A 19,581-nucleotide genomic window follows, 5' to 3' on the forward strand; every position below is an offset into this window, starting at 1 on the left:
CTAAGTCGCCCAAAATTGCAGGTTATTGCGCTTTCGCGGTTTTTAGGGTTTCTTTGCCAAGAGATTCTAAGCTGTCTTTAAATTCTTGACCTAATTGAGAAAGCTTTTGACCATCTTGGATCATCTGTTGGCTTAGAGCGTTTAACGCGTTCAACTGACTTGCGTTAAAATCCATCATAGATTTTGCATCTTTGATTTCAGTCGCTTGCTTTAGCTGCTCAATGGATGTTTTAGTGATCTGTTCAGCCGAGTGCAGCTGAATTTTTGAGAGTGCTTCGATGTTTTTTGCTACGATTTGGTTAAACTGTACCGCTGGTGCAAAGAATTGCTCAGTTTGTTCGTTGAATGTTTTGAATAAATCGCTGTACATGGTCTTTTCCTTGTTATCGATTAAATTAACACAATGGATGATAGTGATCAGTTAGCACCACCGAACATCAGGGACAGCGCGCTCCCTCGGTGGTATTTAACCTGAGGTTTTTTAGGTTATTGCATATATAGGCCGCCATTGAGCGACAGGGTTTCGCCAGTAATGTAACCGGCTGTATTTGATGCTAAGTAAGCAACTGCGGCTGCAACTTCGTCAGGCGTGGCTAAACGTTGCATCGGTACTTGTGCTTTTATGCTATTTAATACGTCTTCACGCATGGCGCTTACCATAGGCGTTTCCGTGTAGCCTGGCGCTACTGCATTGACGGTGACACCGCTTCTCGCACCTTCATAGGCTAGCGCTTTAGTAAACCCAATCATGCCCGCTTTCGCAGCGGAATAATTTGCCTGCCCAAATTGACCTTTTAGGCCATTAACGCTAGAGATATTAACGATACGACCTTGCTTATTAGCGCACATTGCCGCAAAGATAGGGTTGGTCATATTAAAAAGGGAATTTAGATTGGTGTTGATCACCTCGCTCCATTGCGCGTGGGTCATTTTTTTAAACGCTGAGTCGCGTGTGATCCCGGCGTTGTTTACGAGTAAATCGATATTACCAAATTCTTGTAGGACCTGAGTCATCGCTGCGTGGCATTGCTCAGCGTTAGTCACATCCAAGAATAAAGGTTTTACTGCAGCTGGATTTATTTGTAGCGTGTTAAGCCAGAGATCAAAGTCGGCCTCGTTACGCCTTTCGCTTGCTATCGCTATAACAAAAAAATCTTTTTCAATGAGTGTTTTCGTAATAGCAGAACCAATCCCACCAAAGGCACCAGTTACCACTGCAATTTGCTTGTTTTCCATAACGCTCCCGCGAAAAAAAGAGGCTATACCAACATACTTCCTAGCCGAGTTAGCTTATCGAGTATTTTTGCTGGTATTTATGACAAATTGGTCGCGAGTTGATGTCAGTTTGAAGACAGCGGAAACGAAATTAGGAACGCACAACATAAATTTAATTAAGTTTTTTCCAGCTTTTCCGATATGTATAACAATCAGTGTCTATCCCAAGGAGTGAAAATGGATATTCAAATACATCAAGGTGGCTTATCACCGTTAAAGCAACTAGCTGAGTTGAAATCACAGGGCTCGGCTCAAGCTGCTTCCAACCAGTTAGAATCGCAATCCCAAAGCGGTGTGGAGGAAAAGCAAGAGGTACCCGCGATGCTTTCCAAAGAACTCGATGACGAAGCGGCTGGTTATAAGGAAGATAACCCTGTATTTAAAGAGGATTATGAAAACTTAGAAAAGGCAATGGACCTCATTCAAGCGCAAATTCGTAAGCTCCAAGAGAGAATTAATAAGCTAATGCAGTCCCAAGAGCAGCGTTTTTTACGGGTCGAACAACTCCCAGACGCGACTAATGATGAGCAGCAAGCTTTAATCGAACATGTAGGCAGTAAAAAGTATCGTGACCAAACAAAAGTAGATGAAGTGAAAGTGCTTGAAGAGCAGCTCTCTGAATTTAAACAGCAAGAAGCGGAACTTCGCATCCAGATGTTAAAGATGATTTTAGCGGAGCGGGAGCGATTAGAGGAGCTTAAACGTAAAGGAAAACGGTAGAAATCAGATAAAGGTCATTAATAAATCATCAGAAATTCAAGAGAATTTTGCTGAAATTGTTACCTTACCCACTCTCATAAAATAATCTCTAACAGAAGAAAGTGAGTAATAAAAATGAAAATAAACATTGGTTTAGCGCTGTTGATGATATCAATGTCTGCTAAGAGTTATGCGCAGCTTATATCCGGTCCTTATCTTGGCCAAACACCACCTGGGGACACACCTCAAGTATTTGCGCTTGGCACGGTGTCAACAGAGCACAGAGATCACAATGCGTTTTTCTCTCCCGACATGAAAACTTTTTATTTTACGCGAAAGGACCTGAACGTGAACCGTTGGAGTTTAATTGCATACGAGCAGCGAGGTGAACAGTGGTATGAAACGACAGTAGGTCCAAGAGTTGGCAGGCCATTGCTAGCACCAGGTGGCGAGACCATGCATATGGGTAAATATATTATGACGCGTCGAGAGGGGAGCTGGTCTGAAGCCAAAAGTCTTGGTCCTATGTTTGATAAAGAAAGCTGGGGGATCATGCGGTTAAGTGCATCTGCGAGTGGTACGTATGTGTTTGACGATTATAAAAGTGGCGATGTTATTAGGATCTCTGAGGTGAAAAATGGTCAACGGCAAAGACCGGTTAAATTAGGTCCTGAAATTAACACTGGCCTTTATAATGCACATCCATTTATCGCGCCCGATGATTCTTACATTATATGGGACGGGGTTCGAGATTCAGGGTTTGGTAACTCAGATCTTTATATCAGTTTTCGTTTGAAAGACGGTAGTTGGGGCGAAGCGATTAATCTGGGAGACAAAGTAAACACGAGTGCGCGGGAGGCGTCAGCGAGTGTAACGCCAGATGGCAAATATCTGTTCTTTAACCGTACCACACCTTCAAGAGATGCTGATATTTTTTGGGTTGATGCTCAGGTCATCGAAACGCTAAGACCTGCCAATTAACTTATTGGCATACAGCGCACAGTGATTACTTCGGTGTGCGCTTTATTCTTTTCTTTAAGTTAGTCAGAGTAAGCTGCTCAACAATGTTATCTACAAAATGAGCTTGATCTGCCGTGATGTTGAAGGGCAATGCTTTAAACCTAAACTCGTCACTAAATCCCTGGTCAATAGCCTGTTTGAAATAGTCCTGAGCCTTGTCATTTTGTTGATGGTAAAGGCTGATGAGGCCGAGGCTAAAGACCAATTCAGGATCTTGGTTGCCGGCCTTTATCTGGTTGGCAATATCATCGATATATCTACTTATTGATTGATGCTTAGCAGTGAGAAATGACAAGTATAATTGACTGAATAATGCATATCTACCGTGCTTTTCAACCGTCAGCGCTAAAACATTGGTCGCTTTATCATGATGATTGTTACTTAGATAAGAAAGGGCTGTGAACCAGTTTAATGTCTGGGAATTTGGCGCGGCTTTGGCTAATAAATTAAGTTGTTGGATGGCTTGTTCATGCCGCGCTTGTTGCTGCAAAAACTGGACGTGTTCTAGTTGTATCCAAGGAGATGCCTTTACTTCAGGACTGGGGTTGACAAGTACCTTGTTAAACCAGTTGGCCATATGCATTTTGCGCAGGCAGTGGAGGTAGCTAGCAACTACTTTGGGTTCGCTGGGAGAAGCCTCATAAGCTTGGCGTGCTAGTGGGTATGCATCAATGGTATTGCCTTGCAAGAGATAGGTTTCGGCCAGATGTGACTTTAACAAAGGCCAATTAGGCGTATTTGCTACGGTGTCATTTAGAATTTTTTGCGCTTGTTGGTAATGCCCTTGAAGAGAATGGACTTGAGCCAAAAGCAGTTTTGCCGACGGACTATCGGGTGTTAAATTCAGTGCTTTTTCTGTATTGTTCCGGCTTTTTGTCAGCGCGTCTGCAACCTGATTATATAAATTATAGTCGCTCAATAATGCTCGACTCAATCCCTTATAACTCTCATCTACATCTTGTGATGTAGTGATGCTTTGCTGATACAGCGCTATCGCCCGTAAATTATCTTCTAAAGTTTGTTGGGTAAAGTGTTGTTGGGCGATGCTCAATGTTGCGTCATAGCTTGTTGAAGAAAATGGTGAGGTAAAAGGGGAGTGATATATACCAATAATGCACGCCAGAGCTAGGCCGATACTTCCGCCGGCTAGAGTCGTAAATCGCTTTACTGCTGGCGCTTGCGGTTTATGATTTATCTTATTAACGGTTGCACTAAAGCGGTATCCGAAGCTGCGTTCAGACACGATATATTCTGGTTTATTGGCATCATCTTCAAGGAGCTTTCGTAGCCTTGCTATTTGTTTTTTAATCGCATCATGAGTCACCACTCGACCAAGCCAAACTTGTTGTTCTAATTGCTGGTGGCTCACAAGGTGAGGTGCATGCTCAATCAGGTTCAGCAACAATCTATGCGCGAGCGGTGTCAGTACATGAGATACATCGCGATGACTGATGGTGCGAGAAGATACATCAAAATCCCATTTTTGATTCAACTGATACTGCAAGTTATAAATCCTGTATTTTTTATTTTATTGATTTAAATGCTTTTAATTGTTCTGTCACGCAATGTCACCAAAGCACACTGGCAAGCCAGCATTAGACACGTAGAGTAAGACTCGTCATAACAATAAACAAGGATTTACATGAAAGCATTACCCCATTTACTGTTATTTTTATGCCTGTTTTCTATGCCCGCTCAGGCGACGACTCAACTGCAAAAACAACTAGATGACTATATCGCGCAGTATCACCAAATTAAAGAGTTTGATGGTGCCGCTTTGGTTGCTCGAGGATCTGAGGTGTTACTGCAGCAAGGTTATGGATTTGCCAATGTAGAGTGGCAAATAGCAAATCAACCCAACACTAAATTTAAGCTAGCATCAGTGAGCAAGCAGTTTACGGCACTTTTGGTATTACAACAGGTTGAGAAAGGAAAGATTGAGCTTGATGCCAACATTTCCAGCTATTTACCCACATACCGAAAGGATACGGGAGGCCAAATTACCATAAGGCAGTTACTTAATCACACGTCAGGCTTACCAGATGTGTTTCAACACCCCGAATTTCGTCAGGTGCAAAGTCACAACCCTTATAATCGCGATGAGTTTATCGACCATTTTTGCTCAGGAGACTTGCTGTTTGAGCCGGGTTCTGCGTTTCGTTACAGCAATGCCGGCTACACTATACTTGGACGTATCCTTGAGCTTGTGAGTGGAAACAGCTACTGGCAACTACTTGAAAAGCAAATATTAGCACCGCTAGATATGAAAGAAACTGGATTTGCCGATCATAAGCAGGTAATTAAAGGCCTAGCGAATGGTTACGATACCACGTTAAAGGGGTTCAAACATGCCGATTTTATTGACATGACAGTGCCTTTTTCCGCGGGCGCAATGTATTCAACGGTGCAAGATATGTATAAGTGGGAGCGTGCATTATACACAGATAAACTATTAACGCCTGAAATCAAGAGATTGTTATTTACCCCTTCCAAACACAGAAATTACGGATTTGGCTGGGAAATCACCAACAAAGGAGATGACAGTCAAATTAAAACGCTGGTTCACCATGGCGGTGGAATCCCAGGGTTTGGGGCAAAGATTGCAAGAGTATTGGAGGACAAAACGGTTATTATTTTACTGGATAATACAGGCGGCGCACCATTGACACAGATGGTTGATGGCATACTTGAAATCCTTGCAGGTAAAGCTGCAGCATCGCCCAAGTTAAGTCCATATCGGCTGCTTTTTGCAACGATTTTATCTGACGGTGTTGAAGTTGCGATTAAAAGTTATCAGCACCAAACTCGTGCGGGGAAGGGATTAAGTGAGCGCCAACTAAATCGCTTTGGGTATCAATTATTGGAAGTCGGTTATTACGACGCCGCAATTGAATTTTTCAAATTGAATGTTGCGGCACACCCAAAAAGCGCGAATACCTATGACAGTCTCGCTGAGGCGTATCTTATTAAAGGAGATAAAACCAATGCACGTGTTACTTACCTGCAGCTATTGCAACTAGATAGTAACCATGAGGCGGCTAAGAGATTTGTAGAATCCGTCCTAAAGTGAGCGCTGCAATCAACTTTTGCTATGTCTGTTACCGAGCATTGTTTTTTTGATGATAGAGTGCCTCAATTATATAGCGCCTAGCCGTACCTAGGCTTAGGCGCTATTTATCCATTATGGCGGTATTTTAGAGCGTAAACTTGTCGACTTGCGACTTTAAGTCGTGGGCAAGTTTACTCATTTCATTACACGCCGTCGCGGTTTGGTTGGCGCCTTCGGTCATTTCAACAGCCGAGTAATTGATAGTCTCGATATTTTTGTTCAGCTCCTCTGAAACCACAGATTGCTGATGACAAGCTGACGCGATCTGTGTACTCATGGCTGCGATGCTATCAATTTGAGATTCAATTTGATGGATCATATTGCCAGCGACTTCTGATTGCTCAACGCAAAGTGCAATACCCTGCTCACAGCTCTTGGTTGCCACGCCGGTTTCCTTCGACTTGGTTTGTAGGTCATTGACAATTTCGACAATTTGCGTGGTTGAATCTTGGGTACGTTGGGCCAGTGAGCGGACTTCATCCGCAACAACAGCAAAACCACGTCCCTGAGCACCTGCACGAGCAGCTTCAATAGCAGCTTCAATAGCAGCATTTAATGCTAATAGATTCGTTTGCTCCGCGATTTCTCTGATTACGTCAACAACCACATTAATGTTGTGTGAGTTTTTTTCGAGATTATTGGCAAGTTCACCTGCAGATGTGACTGTTTGTGCAACGTCTGAAATATGATTGATATTTGATTTAAGTGCGTCGCTGCCTTCTCTGGCTTTTTCACTTGCCTGATTTGCTGATTCAGCGCCCATTTCTGTACTTTTAGCCACTTCACTAATCGCCGCTTGCATCTGTGTCATCGCGGATGCGACGGATTGCAGCTCATTTTGCTGTACATTCATACCTTGTGCATTCTGGTAAGAAATGGCATTTACTTCTTCTACTGCCGCAGTTAATTGAATGGCTGAGTCATTGATCATGGTGATCAAGGCGTGTAACTGTGAACGCATTTTTTCTAAAGATTGGGTCAATAAACCGAGCTCGTTCTTACCTGTATCTTCAAGTGCAATTGCGTGATTTAGCTCGCCACGGGCTATCTTACTTGCAAGATCCACGGATAAAGCAAGCGGTGTCTTAATCGCTTTACTCAAAAGTATGCAGATAATGACTATGGTTACTGCAACGAGTAATCCAGAAATCGCTAAAGTAAATAGGGTGCTATTAACTGCTGATATAGCCGAGCGCTCAGAATTTTCAACACTGCTATCATTTAATGCTTCCAGTTCACTCAGCTCAGACATGGCGTTGGCAAACACTGGATAGCTATCCAAAATAATACGATTTGCTTCTTTTGCGTTGCCACTTAGGATAAGGCTTTCGTAATGATAAGTCGCATTGACGTATCGCTGCCAAGCGGTAATAAACGCATTGAACAGTGCCTTTTCTTCTTTGCTGACTGGCAATGATTGATAAAATGCTATCTTGTCATTCAATGACTTCTTCAGATCTCTTAAAATAGCAAGCCAGTTGTGCACCTCTGGGTCTTCAGGGTTTAATGCAGTACTAAACTCATCTTTACGTATAGTTGCTAAGTCAATTTTAATGTCTTTAATGGTTTCCATAGATGGAATGCTGGTTCTGACAATGTAGTTTAGATTGGCATTCACTTCTTTCATTCCTTGGTAGCTCATCAGGCCTACGCTAATGAAAATGACAAAAAGTAAGGTGAAACTTAACGTTATTTGGTTAGATATAGATAGTTTTTTTAACTGCATTATTGGAGCTCAACGAAACCATTAGTGGTGATTGATATTTGAAGGGGCGGTATTGTATTTGAAAAGTGGGTGGTATTAGTAATTAAATATTTTTTGCGAATGTTTTCAGTTTGTATTATTTGTTGATTAAATTTGGTGTTTTGGGACTGTGGTTTTTTATTGAAAAATTAATATGGTTTTTTATTCTCTTTTAGTGGTTTTATTTTCGAAAAGCACGCTTTTTTAAAATTTGCTAAATTACTTTGTTTTTTTGTTTAAAGGCTTAGTGTTATGGGGTTTTATGGATAGTGTTTAATTATGAGATTGAAGTGTGGTCTATAGGTGAATTAAAATTCACCCTAAACTGAAGTTGTAAAAAACTGCATAATATTGATTTCGTTAACTCGCTATGAAGTAATAGAAGTATTTGAGCTATTTAGACTTCATACCTTTTATCTCGTTGCCTAGTCATTTCATCAAGTACCATTTGGATCATCTGTTGCTTTATATCAGCATGCTGTGATTTAAGTTCATCAAGTTGTTGGGTTAAAATCTCAATTTCTTTTTCTGTTTCATTATCGCGATACTGTTTTGCGCCGGTATGCTCATATCTCAGGGTATTTTCTTGTGTTGTTGGGATATCAGCATCGCTTACTGTGGATACTTTTATGGCTCGTTGTAAAGGTGTTTTTTTTAACTCGCTAATAAGCTGTTGTAAATGTTGGATTTGCTCTTTCATTAGGGCTTCTGACTGCTCTAACATTTCATATTGTTGCTTAAAATTTGGGTTGTTACCTTTGTATTTCTTTGCCTGTTTGTCCATAAACTCAGTCAATATGGCTTCATTTGTAGGTTTTTCTTCCGTTTCTTCTGTGGAATTACTCGTGGCAGTAGGTGTTTCGTTGTTTGCGTTTGGTGCGCCGGCAAAGTGATGTGGCTTCATTTGAATTTCCATAACGTTATCCTTGTTATCTCTATTTCTAACTGTATCGGAGTATTTCCTGATTTCTTTAGCTGTTTGGTTAATCCCCGCTAAGCTAACAAGGTTGGATATAAGGAGTCAGTGAAATGAAGGTATGGTTGGTTATTAGTATTTTGTTTTTTAGCTGTAATAGCTTAGCTAAATGTGAAGATCAAGGATTTAGACAGTTTGATTTTTGGCTTGGAGATTGGTCGGTAACGAGTGTAGGAGGCCTTGAGTCTGGGCGTAATCGCATTACCCGTGAGTATGATGGCTGTGTTATTAAAGAAAGTTATACCACTGAACTTGGGTATCGTGGTGAGAGTATAAATATTTATGATGCATCCACTCATCGTTGGCATCAAACTTGGGTGGATAATAGCGGACTGTTGTTGCGGTTGGATGGTGAGTTTCATGAAGGGAAAATGGTATTACAAGGGGATAGGAAAAATGCAGCAGGTATTAAGGTGACGGATAAGATAACATGGACTGCGAACCCAGATGGTACGGTACGTCAGGTTTGGCTGAGTAAGCAAGGGGCTGAAAAGTGGCAAATAGTATTTGATGGATTGTACAAAAAGGAGACTGAAAAATGAGAAAACTGATTATTAGCTTTATGTGGTTTGTTAGCAGTATTTGCTATGCCCAATCGGAAACGATCACACAGCAAGCACTGATGGTAAATCAAATGTCAGCAGACGCTTACACCATAGTGGACGTACGAAGCCCTGAAGAGTTTGCCGCAGGACATATCAAAGGGGCAATAAACATTCCTTTTAACGAGATTGAGACGCATCAGGAAGAACTGACTAAATTGACTGATACACCACTCGTTGTGTACTGCCGCTCTGGGCGTAGGGCTGGCATCTTTATTGAGGCACTAGCGCCAAAAGGCTACACCTTAAAACACCTAGAAGGTGATATGAATAAGTGGCTGGCGAAGTCTTTACCTGTGGTGAAGAAATAGGGGCTCCCTACTTTTTGAGTAAATAACCTGAGGTTTGGATAAGGAATGTTCCAACTCATTGTTTCTAAAGCACAACTTAGTTTTTCCTTGTCTAGCCAGAGAGTTTTAGGGAAAACAAGGCGAATTTACGCACCAATAGCTGGCTATTGGAAGTGAATTCAACGCAGTTAGCGCTAAAACTGGCTGCTAGAAAGGCATTAATTATCCGCAGCTCAGGTTAAATAGTAGCGGGTAAAAACAAAAGGTAAACGGCAAAGCTTAATAAGTTTTGGTCACTACCACACTTGAATTGCGCTTCAAATAACGGCATATAACTAAAAAAGGGACTTGAAAGAGTTGGTAATATAAATGATAATCACTATCGTTTTCATAATGAAGTTAATTTAGGGAAAAACGATGTGCTCTTCATCTTCACGTAAAATAAATAATTCTTTAAAACTCTCTCTTTGCGCCACTTTTGTGCTGTTCTCACTACACGGCAATGCACATGCCGCTGAAGTTGCTGATGATACGTTAGCTGCTGATGCCGCGGGTGATGGTAGGGCTCAAGAACTAGAGCATATTTATGTGACTGGTACGAGTGTAAAAAATTACACCGAGTCTTCGAACAAAGCGGCATTAAAAATGATTTTATCACAGCGTGAGACGCCTCAAGCGGTGACCGTTATCACAAATCAAATGATGCAAGATTGGCAGACGGTTAACATTGATGAGATCTTGGAACATGCAACGGGCTTTTATGCAAAGCGGGGAGCCAGTCTTGATAGGACACGTTTTTCTGTACGTGGCGGTGATGTCAATTTAATCCAAATAGACGGTGTGCAACAGTTCCCAGGTGGCCGAAGACCAAATGTAAATGGTGATGCGGTTGCTTATGAGCGTGTTGAGATTGTACGTGGTGCAAATGGTTTATTAACTGGCGTTGGTGACCCAACCGCGACCGTAAACTTAGTAAGAAAACGTGCAACAAGCGATGAGTTTAAGGGCAGTGTGGCGGTTTCGGCTGGTAGTTGGGATAATTACCGCGCAGAGGTGGATGTGGCGAGTGGGTTAAACCAAGAGGGCAGTATTCGCGGCCGCTTTGTTGCTGCACATTATGAAAGAGATTCCTACATTGAGCGGTATAGCCAAGAGAAGACGTCTATATACTCTACCGTTGAGGCTGATCTGACCGATTACACCTTATTGCGACTCGGTGTGGAATATGCTGATACTGCTTCAAAAGGGGCGATAAATAGCCACTCTCAACCTTACTTTTACGCTGATGGTAGTCGCTATCAGGGACGCCGTGGTGACACCGGGATGACGGCAAAATGGAGTAGCTGGCCAATCGAAGAATACACCTATTTTGTTGGGCTTGATCACGCGTTTGAAAACGATTGGCAACTCCATGCCATCGCGACTTACAATACCATTGAGATGCAAGGTGGGCTGCTGTTTTTCGTCTATCCTGATGGGCCTATTAACCCAGATGGTAGCAGCGATAATGGATTCGGTTACAGTGCTGTAATAAGTAGCTCCGAAGATGAACAAAAGACAATAGACTTGTCACTCCAAGGCCCGGTTGAGTTATTTGGTCGTACGCATGATGTCATTTTCAGCTACAACCAATTCAAGCGGGAGCGTACGTCATTTGGTAATGAAGCCAACCAGACTACTATTTCATTAGAAGGGTTAAATTTTCACGATTGGACAGGTGACGTGCCGCGCTATCCATTTAAAGATTTAGGCCGTGATAGTTTGACGGTAACAGACTCTAATGGTGGATTTGTGGCCGTGCGTGTTAACCCGCATGATGATGTTAAGCTTATTGTTGGCGCTAGGATCACCAATTGGGAGTACGATATTGACCTCTATGATCCTAATAACGGTAAGTTTCTTCGTAACCGCTATCACGAAAAGGTGGATACAGAAGTCACACCTTATGCCGGGCTCGTGGTTGATATTAATGAGCAATATAGTGTTTACGCAAGCTACACCGAAGCATTTCAGCCGCAAGCCTATTTTGATATCAATGATAAAATGCTCGACCCAAGCACAGGCGAAAGCTATGAGCTAGGGGTAAAAGGTGAGTTACTTGATGACACCTTGAACTTTACGGCAGCGGTGTATCGCAATGTTGAAAATGGACTTGCGATTGCCGATCCAAATTACCCAGACAGCTATCTAACTCCGCAGGGCAATAGACCATATATTCAGCGCGGTGAAGGCGATACGACAGAAGGCTTTGAAGTTGAATTTACAGGCTCTATCAATGAGCAGTGGAATATCAGCTTAGGGCTATCAAAACACAAAACTGAATCAAAAGATGGCAAAGAGCTGTTAACGGATCAGCCCAAAGAGCTCATAAACCTGTATACCACCTATGACTTTAGCGAGTTTGTTGACGGCTTGACTGCGGGGCTTGGAATTAATTGGCAAGGTAGTTTTTATGCAATACCACAAAGGCCATTGCCGGGCGGCGGTAGCGAGGCGTATAAGATCACACAATCTTCCGGAGCGTTACTTAATTTAATGGCAAGATATGAAGTGAGTGAACAGCTTAGTGTGTCGCTTAACTTCAACAACCTACTGGATGAAAGTTACTACAACAGTATTTCATCTTGGGACGGCTATGTAATGCACGGCGAACCGTTCAATTGGCAATTAGGGATGCGCTATAGCTTTTAGTGAGTCAACCTAAGCTTGGGTGACTTAAGCTTAAAATACGGAGTGCACCGCCGAGGCGGTGCATTTTTTTGCTTCAAATTTTTTTGCTTCAAAATAAGAAGCAAATTGGCATTAGATTTTGCATTGTTCCGCAACTCCGTTATTATATGAATTATATATGATATGTATATGGTTTATATAAATGGGTATCGTAAAAATTTCAGATGAACTACACGATGAGATCCGTGAAGCAAGCACTGTGATGTCGCGCTCAATCAATTCACAGGCTGAGTTTTGGATTAAAATTGGGCGACTTGCCGAGCGCAATCCAACGCTTACGTTTACAGAGATCATTACGGCAGAAATGACGCGAGTGAAGTCACAACAGCCAAAAGGAAATTGAGATGCAAGAGGTTACCTTCAAAACCGCTGATGAGATCCAATTGATGCGCGAAAGTGGGCGATTGCTTACGCAAGTGTTTGACTATATTGATAGTTGGATTGAACCCGGAATTTCTACGCTAGAGATTAATGACAAAGTGCACAACTTTATTGTTGATGAGCTTAAAGCGCGTCCTGCCAGCCTTGGTCAATATGGTTATCAGTTCGTCCTTAATAGCTCTGTGAACGAGGTCGTGTGCCATGGTGTGCCGAGTAAATCACAAATCTTAAAGTCTTCTGATATTGTAAACATCGATATTACGCTTGAGAAAAATGGCTTTATCAGCGACTCCAGCAAAATGTATGTGATGCCAGACGCATTACTCCCAGCCAAAAAGTTAGTGGCAACGACTTACCAAGCGATGTGGGCTGGAATAAAAATGGTTAAACCTGGAGCAAAGCTTGGGGATATCGGTTCAGCTGTACAGCAAGTGGCTGAAAAAGCCGGCTACACTGTGGTACGCGAGTATTGTGGTCATGGGATCGGTAGAGAAATGCATGAAGCGCCAAATGTATTGCACTATGGCAAAGCAAATACCGGGATGACGCTAAAGCCTGGGATGACCTTTACCATTGAGCCGATGATCAATCAGGGTAGCGCAAAAATTAAAACCAAAAAAGATGGCTGGACTGTGGTAACCCGAGATAAAAAGCTATCGGCGCAGTGGGAGCATACTGTGTTGGTAACAGATGACGGCGTTGAAGTGTTAACCCTAAGAGCGGAAGAAGCGTAAGCAGTGCTGTACTTACGCTTGTTTTAACATCAAGTGGGTATAACGACCTAGAGATGCATAGGGCTCTTGGCGATTGTATTTAAGCTCTAAGGCGAGCAAAGCGTCAAAATCTTCATCCGCCTTACTCAACTCCCTTAAGTAGTCATGAAAACAGCGAACACCGGTTTTTTGCATAACGCTGAGCTTTGCCTCATTAAGCCAAGTTGCCATATCAGTTTGGCTAATTGGTTTATTGGGACTGAGACCTACTTTTTGCTTTACCTTAAGGCCTTTTTGCACATAGTCGAAGTTACCGTACACCATATTGGCCATCAGATGCGCCTCATGGTTGAAATACATTAGCGAAAGCAAGCCAGTTTCGCTCAGCTGCGACTTTAGCAGCATAAGCGCACTTTGTTGCTCAACTAGCCATTCAAGCACCGCATGGCACAATACTAAGTCGAATTGTCCTAAGTGCAGCGTATCGAGTGCTTGCAGGGGCGCGTGGATAAAATGCAGCTGGTCACTCAGTCCGGCTTCATCCGCGCGCGTTTTGGCAAGTTCAAGCATCTCTTCAGAAATATCAATCACAGTGACATGGTGGCCAAGCGATGCTAAATAGAGCGCCAATTGCCCTTGTCCGCCGCCAACATCTAATATGCGTTTGCCACTTGATTGCGTTAACCAGTCAACTTGTGCGCTCAAGTCACGCTTGAGCACAGCTTCTCTGATTTTGCCTTTATTGGTGCCATAGATATTGTTTTTAAACTTGTACGTTAGTTCAGCAAAGTTTTTATCTGTCGGTGCCGGTTTTTGTTGCTGCTTTTTTCTAGCCATATGCGAGATCACTTAGTTAAGCAAAGTGGTATTAAACCGGGTTGTCGATATCAATAAATTCAACATCCAAACCATACTGTGCTGCCAAATATTCACCAAGTGCCTTCGCGCCGTAACGCTCTGTGGCATGATGTCCAGCCGCGATAAAGTGGATCTGTTGTTCGTTTGATGAATGAATGGTTTGCTCTGATGCTTCACCCGTTAAGTAGGCATCAATGCCTTGGCTTGCCGCGAGATCAATAAAGCTTTGTCCACCACCTGTACACCAAGCGATGGTGCTGATTGGGTGATCGCCAGCAACATTTAAGAGCGGCTTTCTACCGAGTTTTTCTTCAACTAAAGCGGCAAAATCAACAGCAGTCATTGGCGTCGTTAATTTACCTTTTACCGCTACGCTATTTTTATTCCAAGGTTCAAGCGGTCTTTCATATTCAAGCCCAAGTAACTTACCGAGCTGGGCGTTATTTCCGAGTTCAGGATGAACATCCAGTGGAAGGTGGTAAGCGATTAAGTTGATGTCATTGGCAAGCAGGGCTTGTAGGCGGCGCTTTTTCATGCCAGTGACACATTGATCTTCCCCTTTCCAAAAATAGCCGTGGTGAACCAAAATGGCATCTGCACCGCGTTCAATAGCGGCATCAATTAAAGCTTGGCTGGCGGTAACACCTGTGACGATTTTTTGGATTTCGTCTGTCCCTTCTACTTGCAGACCATTTGGACAGTAATCGTTAATTTGAAATGGCTTCAGTAATTCCGTTAATTGATTCACTAATTTGGTTCGTTTCATAACACCCCCTAACTCTCAGATAGCGCTAGTTTAACTGGTTTTACGATAGATCAAAAAGGGAGAATATCGTGGGGGTGGAAAAGAAAAATGAGCCGCTCGTCCATGAGTGAGCTCATTGGGCTAGTAACTGGTTTGTTATTAAGGGTTTGTCACCTCGACGTCTTGTCCTGTTTGCAGGCGCTCAGCACCGCGAACGGCGACTCTATCACCGGCATGTAAGATATCGCTGGTGCGGGGAGTAATTTCCACCCATTGGCCTTTGCCATTGCCGACGGTGACAGGAATTTGTTCGGCTTTATTTTGCTCATCTATTTTGACGATATGGGTGCCTTGTTTACGTAATATTAAGGCGTCCCGGTCAACCAGCAATACGGCTTGTTTGCTGGTGAGCGGCACCGCTACATCAACTAATTGACCAATTGCCCACCTATGGGTCTGATCTGCTGCCAGTGCTGCACGCACTTCAACGGTTTGTGAGCGCGGATCGGTTGAGGGGATCACCGCTGTGACTTTTGCTGACGTGTTATCTGGCTGCGATAAATCACCAGAACGGATTGGCAGCGCTATGCCTTTTTGCAAAAACTTTAAGTATTTAACGGGCACATATAGGCGAACTTCTAGATGATGGATATCTAATATGGTGAGCAGTTCGTCGGCGCGGTTTATTTCTCGACCCGCGCGCTTAAAACGTTCACTGATAACGCCATCAAATGGTGCACGGACCGTTGCGCGAGTCAATTTATCGTCAATAACCTTAAGTTCGACTTCTGCTAAGGCGATATCCGACAGCGCTAGGTCATGTTTATTTTGCATTTCATCGACTTGACTCTCTGCCGCACTGCTGGTTTTTGCGAGCTTCTTTAATCGAGTCAATTCTTGTTGATATAAGCGTAAATTGATCTTGGCTCGATTTAATAATTCGGCTTGGCGGGCCTTATCGAGTTCCAGCGGAAGTGTGTCCATACGTACTAAGATTTCGTCTTTTGCGACACTGGTACCGGGTTCTGCTACGTACAACAAACGGCCACTAACTCCGGCGGTCAGCGTCACGTCGTCTTTCCCATACAGTGTGCCACTAACTTCAATTTCGCTCGTGAGAGGGGCTTTTGTCACTTCTGCGACGGTGACTGGCACCACGGCGATGGCTTGTGGCGCAACGATCCCAGCACATAGTGCTAGGGCCTGAAGTGTCTGTTTTATCGGGTTTTTCATTCTGTTCTCACTACTTACTGATTGGCAACTAGGCTGAGCGGGGCTTTGGCCGTTGATTTGTTTGTTTCAGATGGCGGAGTTTGCCGCCCAAGTTGCAATAAACTCGGCATCAACACTAAGGTAAATAAAGCACTGATAGCCATACCACCGACGATGACAGTCGCAAGGCCGCGGTAGATTTCTGAGCCTACGCCTGGCATGAGCATTAGTGGCAGCATGCCAAACAGACTGGTTAAGGTGCTCAAGTAAACTGGCCTTGCTCTTAGTAACACCGCTTGTCTGACCGATGCTTCACGGCTCATACCTGATGCCATCGCAACGCGAGTCTGATCCACCAGCAAAATGGCATTATTAACGACCAGCCCAAGCAAGATGATAAAGCCTATCATGGTCAGTAAATCCAAGGACTGGAAGGTAAAGAGGTTTAAGATATACAGAGCCAGCACGCCACCTGCGATAGCCAGTGGCATCACTAACAATACCAAGGCGCTGTCTTTGGCGGACTTGAACAGCGCGGTCATTAACAAGAACAAAATGAACAACGCGAGGACAAAATTCAACGCCATTTCTTCCATTGCGGAATTCATCTTTTGCGCATTTCCCGCCAAAATAGCACCCGCACTGGCCGGTAGGCTTGCGCGCACTTTTGGCATCACCTGTTCACTCAAGATGGTTTGCACTTGCTGCAGGCTCATATCAGCCGGAGGCGTGACAACAATGCTGACCGTGCGACGACCATTAACACGCCGCAGTTGCGTCGGGCCAACTGTACGTTCTATATTTGCCAACTCGCCGAGAGTTTGAATTCCTGACTGAGGGGTTACGATAGGCAAGGCTTTTAGTTCCTCAGGGCTTTGCCAAGGGATACCACGAAGAATAACGTTCATACGCTCGTTACCATCAAAATACTCATTGACGAATAATCCACCGGTATAAGCTTGTACCGCTTGAGATACATCTCGACGCGTTAATCCCGCTTGGGTGATCCGACGATCGTTAGGCGTTAATCTAAGCTCTGGCTCTGCCATATCCAATCGCGGCTGAGGTCTGGCCGTTGCCTCAGGGAGTGCGGTTTGCACAGCTTGTAGAGCCACTTGAGCAGCTGAGATTAAGTCGTCCATATTGGGACCTGTAAGGTCAATATTGATATCGCGACCATCGCCGCCATTGGCGACTTGGATCATGGAGCCGCGAAAGAAAAACACTTGAGTATCGGGAAGGTCGACGAAGATTTCTTCTCTGGCCACTTTCATCAGTTCTTCAACACGTTGAGGGTCGGCTGAATAGATAAAGCCGCCAGCATTAGAACCAAACGCATAGAAATTAAAGTCTTTAATACCTGGTTCTTTTTCGCCTTGGTAATAGGGCATTAAGCGCTTTTTCACGCGCAGCAGCAATTCTTCTTCCATAAACTGTACGTTGCCACCAGGTGGTGTCACTAGGTTAAAGAAAAAGCCATCGGTGGGGGCTCTTGGCATAAAGTCAGTTTTTGGCAGCATGGTCATGGTTGCAACCACCGAGCCACCCAGTAATACGCCAATCCAAGTAAGTTGCTTTACTCTGTTATTGGTCAACTTCATGATGAAGTTGGTGAGCTTTTGCCAGTATTGATGATAAGGATCTGGTTTTAGTTCAGAGTCTGGCCACAAATGGTTTGCCAGTGGAATAAGGGTAATAGCACACAACATTGACGCAATAACGGCAATCGAGAGTGTCAGTGCTAAATCAGAGAATAGCTGTCCCTCAATACCCGCCATAAAGAGAATAGGTAAAAAGATGGCGACGCTGGTGGTTGTCGACGCAAATAAAGCACCTGTCACTTGGGCAGCTCCTTTTAAGGCGGCTTTTTTGTTATCGAATCCTTCAGCTCTTAAGCGTGAGATATTCTCTTGGACTATGATAGCGGCGTCTAGTACAAGGCCCACTGCAAATGCCAATCCCGCCAACGAGATCACATTTAGACTACGGTCAAAGATATTAAGTGCGAGAAAGGCGACCATCAATGAAATGGGGATTGTAGCTGCAATCACCAAGGTTGCTTTTAAGCCTCTAAAAAATAGCCACAGAATTAAACAAGATAAGAGTACCCCAAGGCCTAAGTTACTTTTTACTAAAGAAAGTGCATTTCGAATGTGGACGGAGGCATCAAAGCTGAGCTCAATCGATAAGCCATTTTCAGCCAGCGGCCCTTGGTTTAATTCATCAATTGCAAGGTTGATTTCATCAAGCAAGGCAACGGTATTTGCTTCGTTGGCCCGAGAGAGCCGAATATAATAGGCCGGTTTACCATTGCGGCCACTCATGCCCAAACGGTCTGAAAAGGTGCGCTCAACACTTGCAATATCACCTAAGTAGATTGGCCTGTCCCCAGAGTAGCCGACACGCATTTGAGCCATACTGGAAAGGTCATATTGGCCAGTGAATCGCACGGTATATTGACGACGCCCAACGTTGGCAAGACCTCCAGAAGTATCGCGAGAGCTTGCAAGTACATTACTGATTTGATCTAAACTAATACCAAGCGCGGCGGCTTTGTGCGGATCAAAAGTAACACGCAGCTCTTTTGGCCGCTCACTCGCTAGATCGACACGTGCCACGCCGGGAATACGTGCAAGTCTTGGTTCAATAAACTCGTCGATTTGCTTTTGAAACTGCGCCATATCAAAATCGAGACTATTTGCCTGATAGTCTTTGGGCGTGACCAACAAAGTGGCTGCTGCTTCACCGTTATTACCGCCGGCGAATACGACTGGGTCTAGCGCATCAAGTGGCAACGGTGGGGCTTGATTTAAGCTTGTTAGCACATCTAGCATCGCTTGTTGCATATTTGCACCCACCGCAAATGTTAGCGTAATAGAGCCATTACCACGATTGATGTTGGTATTAACCTCAAGTGCGCCAGGTGTGTTTTTTACCGCATTTTCTAGCGGTTCGATGATCACTGATTCTATTTCTTCTGGGGCGGCTTGGCGCCATCCCGAGAAAATCGTGATCTGTGGTTGCTCAATATCTGGCGTCAACTGAATGGGCAGTTTAAATATACTTAACAGCCCAAATAAAATAATCAACACCAAGATGACAATTACACTCGCTGGGTTTTTTAGCGAACTGCGTGTCACATTCATCGGTACGTTTCCAATCTTGCTTTTTCTGCATTGTAGTGTGATGTAAAAAAAGTGCCAGTAAGGTGAAATTTACGTTTGCTA

At 43.7% G+C, this 19,581-nt stretch carries 17 protein-coding genes; 8 read left to right on the plus strand and 9 right to left on the minus strand.

Translation table 11 applies throughout. From position 1 onward, the window contains the following. Positions 1-22: 22 nt before the first annotated feature. Together DS891_RS12230 and DS891_RS12235 are read right to left on the minus strand one after the other, a co-directional pair. Positions 23-370, minus strand: coding sequence for a phasin family protein (locus tag DS891_RS12230; RefSeq protein WP_017216260.1), 348 nt, complete (start codon positions 368-370; stop codon positions 23-25). Between the two features lie 116 nt (positions 371-486). Further along, positions 487-1,236, minus strand: a complete 750-nt coding sequence (locus DS891_RS12235) for an SDR family oxidoreductase (protein WP_174169936.1) — start codon at positions 1,234-1,236, stop codon at positions 487-489. 216 nt (positions 1,237-1,452) lie between these two features. Between DS891_RS12235 and DS891_RS12240 the strand changes: the two genes are divergently transcribed. Both DS891_RS12240 and DS891_RS12245 read left to right on the plus strand, forming a co-directional pair. After that, a complete protein-coding gene (locus tag DS891_RS12240; protein WP_174169937.1) occupies positions 1,453-1,995 on the plus strand; it encodes a hypothetical protein in 543 nt (180 codons plus the stop codon). A gap of 114 nt (positions 1,996-2,109) precedes the next feature. Beyond that, a complete protein-coding gene (locus tag DS891_RS12245) occupies positions 2,110-2,955 on the plus strand; it encodes a PD40 domain-containing protein (RefSeq protein ID WP_174169938.1) in 846 nt (281 codons plus the stop codon). Between the two features lie 25 nt (positions 2,956-2,980). Here the strand turns inward: DS891_RS12245 and DS891_RS12250 are convergent, their stop codons facing one another. Next, positions 2,981-4,498, minus strand: coding sequence for a winged helix-turn-helix domain-containing protein (locus tag DS891_RS12250; protein WP_174169939.1), 1,518 nt, complete (start codon positions 4,496-4,498; stop codon positions 2,981-2,983). Between the two features lie 138 nt (positions 4,499-4,636). Between DS891_RS12250 and DS891_RS12255 the strand changes: the two genes are divergently transcribed. After that, positions 4,637-6,064, plus strand: a complete 1,428-nt coding sequence (locus DS891_RS12255; RefSeq protein ID WP_174169940.1) for a serine hydrolase domain-containing protein — start codon at positions 4,637-4,639, stop codon at positions 6,062-6,064. A gap of 124 nt (positions 6,065-6,188) precedes the next feature. Here the strand turns inward: DS891_RS12255 and DS891_RS12260 are convergent, their stop codons facing one another. After that, positions 6,189-7,829: a methyl-accepting chemotaxis protein gene (locus DS891_RS12260; RefSeq protein ID WP_174169941.1), complete on the minus strand. Its 1,641-nt coding sequence runs from the start codon at positions 7,827-7,829 to the stop codon at positions 6,189-6,191. A 415-nt stretch (positions 7,830-8,244) separates the two neighbouring features. Beyond that, positions 8,245-8,763 (minus strand): hypothetical protein, encoded by a 519-nt coding sequence (locus DS891_RS12265; protein WP_174169942.1) that lies wholly within the window; start codon positions 8,761-8,763, stop codon positions 8,245-8,247. Between the two features lie 113 nt (positions 8,764-8,876). Between DS891_RS12265 and DS891_RS12270 the strand changes: the two genes are divergently transcribed. The 5 genes from DS891_RS12270 (at position 8,877) to map (ending at position 13,560) form a co-directional block, all read left to right on the plus strand. After that, positions 8,877-9,365 (plus strand): hypothetical protein, encoded by a 489-nt coding sequence (locus DS891_RS12270; RefSeq protein ID WP_102057258.1) that lies wholly within the window; start codon positions 8,877-8,879, stop codon positions 9,363-9,365. After that, a complete protein-coding gene (locus DS891_RS12275; protein WP_102057257.1) occupies positions 9,362-9,736 on the plus strand; it encodes a rhodanese-like domain-containing protein in 375 nt (124 codons plus the stop codon). The genes DS891_RS12270 and DS891_RS12275 overlap by 4 nt, the downstream gene beginning before the upstream one ends. Positions 9,737-10,132: 396 nt before the next feature. Further along, positions 10,133-12,406: a TonB-dependent siderophore receptor gene (locus DS891_RS12280; RefSeq protein WP_174169943.1), complete on the plus strand. Its 2,274-nt coding sequence runs from the start codon at positions 10,133-10,135 to the stop codon at positions 12,404-12,406. Positions 12,407-12,587: 181 nt separating this feature from the next. Next, positions 12,588-12,788 (plus strand): ParD-like family protein, encoded by a 201-nt coding sequence (locus tag DS891_RS12285; protein WP_010606564.1) that lies wholly within the window; start codon positions 12,588-12,590, stop codon positions 12,786-12,788. A gap of 1 nt (position 12,789) precedes the next feature. After that, complete coding sequence (gene map / locus DS891_RS12290; protein ID WP_174169944.1) at positions 12,790-13,560, plus strand: type I methionyl aminopeptidase; 771 nt, start codon at positions 12,790-12,792, stop codon at positions 13,558-13,560. 12 nt (positions 13,561-13,572) lie between these two features. Here map and DS891_RS12295 read toward each other — a convergent pair whose 3' ends face one another. The 4 genes from DS891_RS12295 to DS891_RS12310 form a co-directional block, all read right to left on the minus strand. Continuing rightward, positions 13,573-14,376 carry a methyltransferase domain-containing protein gene (locus tag DS891_RS12295; RefSeq protein WP_174169945.1) on the minus strand — a complete coding sequence of 268 codons (804 nt, stop codon included), beginning with the start codon at positions 14,374-14,376 and terminating at the stop codon, positions 13,573-13,575. Between the two features lie 31 nt (positions 14,377-14,407). Further along, positions 14,408-15,163 carry a Nif3-like dinuclear metal center hexameric protein gene (locus DS891_RS12300; protein WP_010375821.1) on the minus strand — a complete coding sequence of 252 codons (756 nt, stop codon included), beginning with the start codon at positions 15,161-15,163 and terminating at the stop codon, positions 14,408-14,410. Positions 15,164-15,301: 138 nt separating this feature from the next. Next, positions 15,302-16,375, minus strand: a complete 1,074-nt coding sequence (locus DS891_RS12305; RefSeq protein ID WP_174169946.1) for an efflux RND transporter periplasmic adaptor subunit — start codon at positions 16,373-16,375, stop codon at positions 15,302-15,304. A 14-nt stretch (positions 16,376-16,389) separates the two neighbouring features. Further along, positions 16,390-19,500, minus strand: coding sequence for an efflux RND transporter permease subunit (locus DS891_RS12310; protein ID WP_174169947.1), 3,111 nt, complete (start codon positions 19,498-19,500; stop codon positions 16,390-16,392). Between the last annotated feature and the right edge of the window lie 81 nt (positions 19,501-19,581).

Origin of the sequence: Pseudoalteromonas sp. JC28 (assembly GCF_013319255.1) — a bacterium.
Taxonomy (GTDB): domain Bacteria; phylum Pseudomonadota; class Gammaproteobacteria; order Enterobacterales; family Alteromonadaceae; genus Pseudoalteromonas.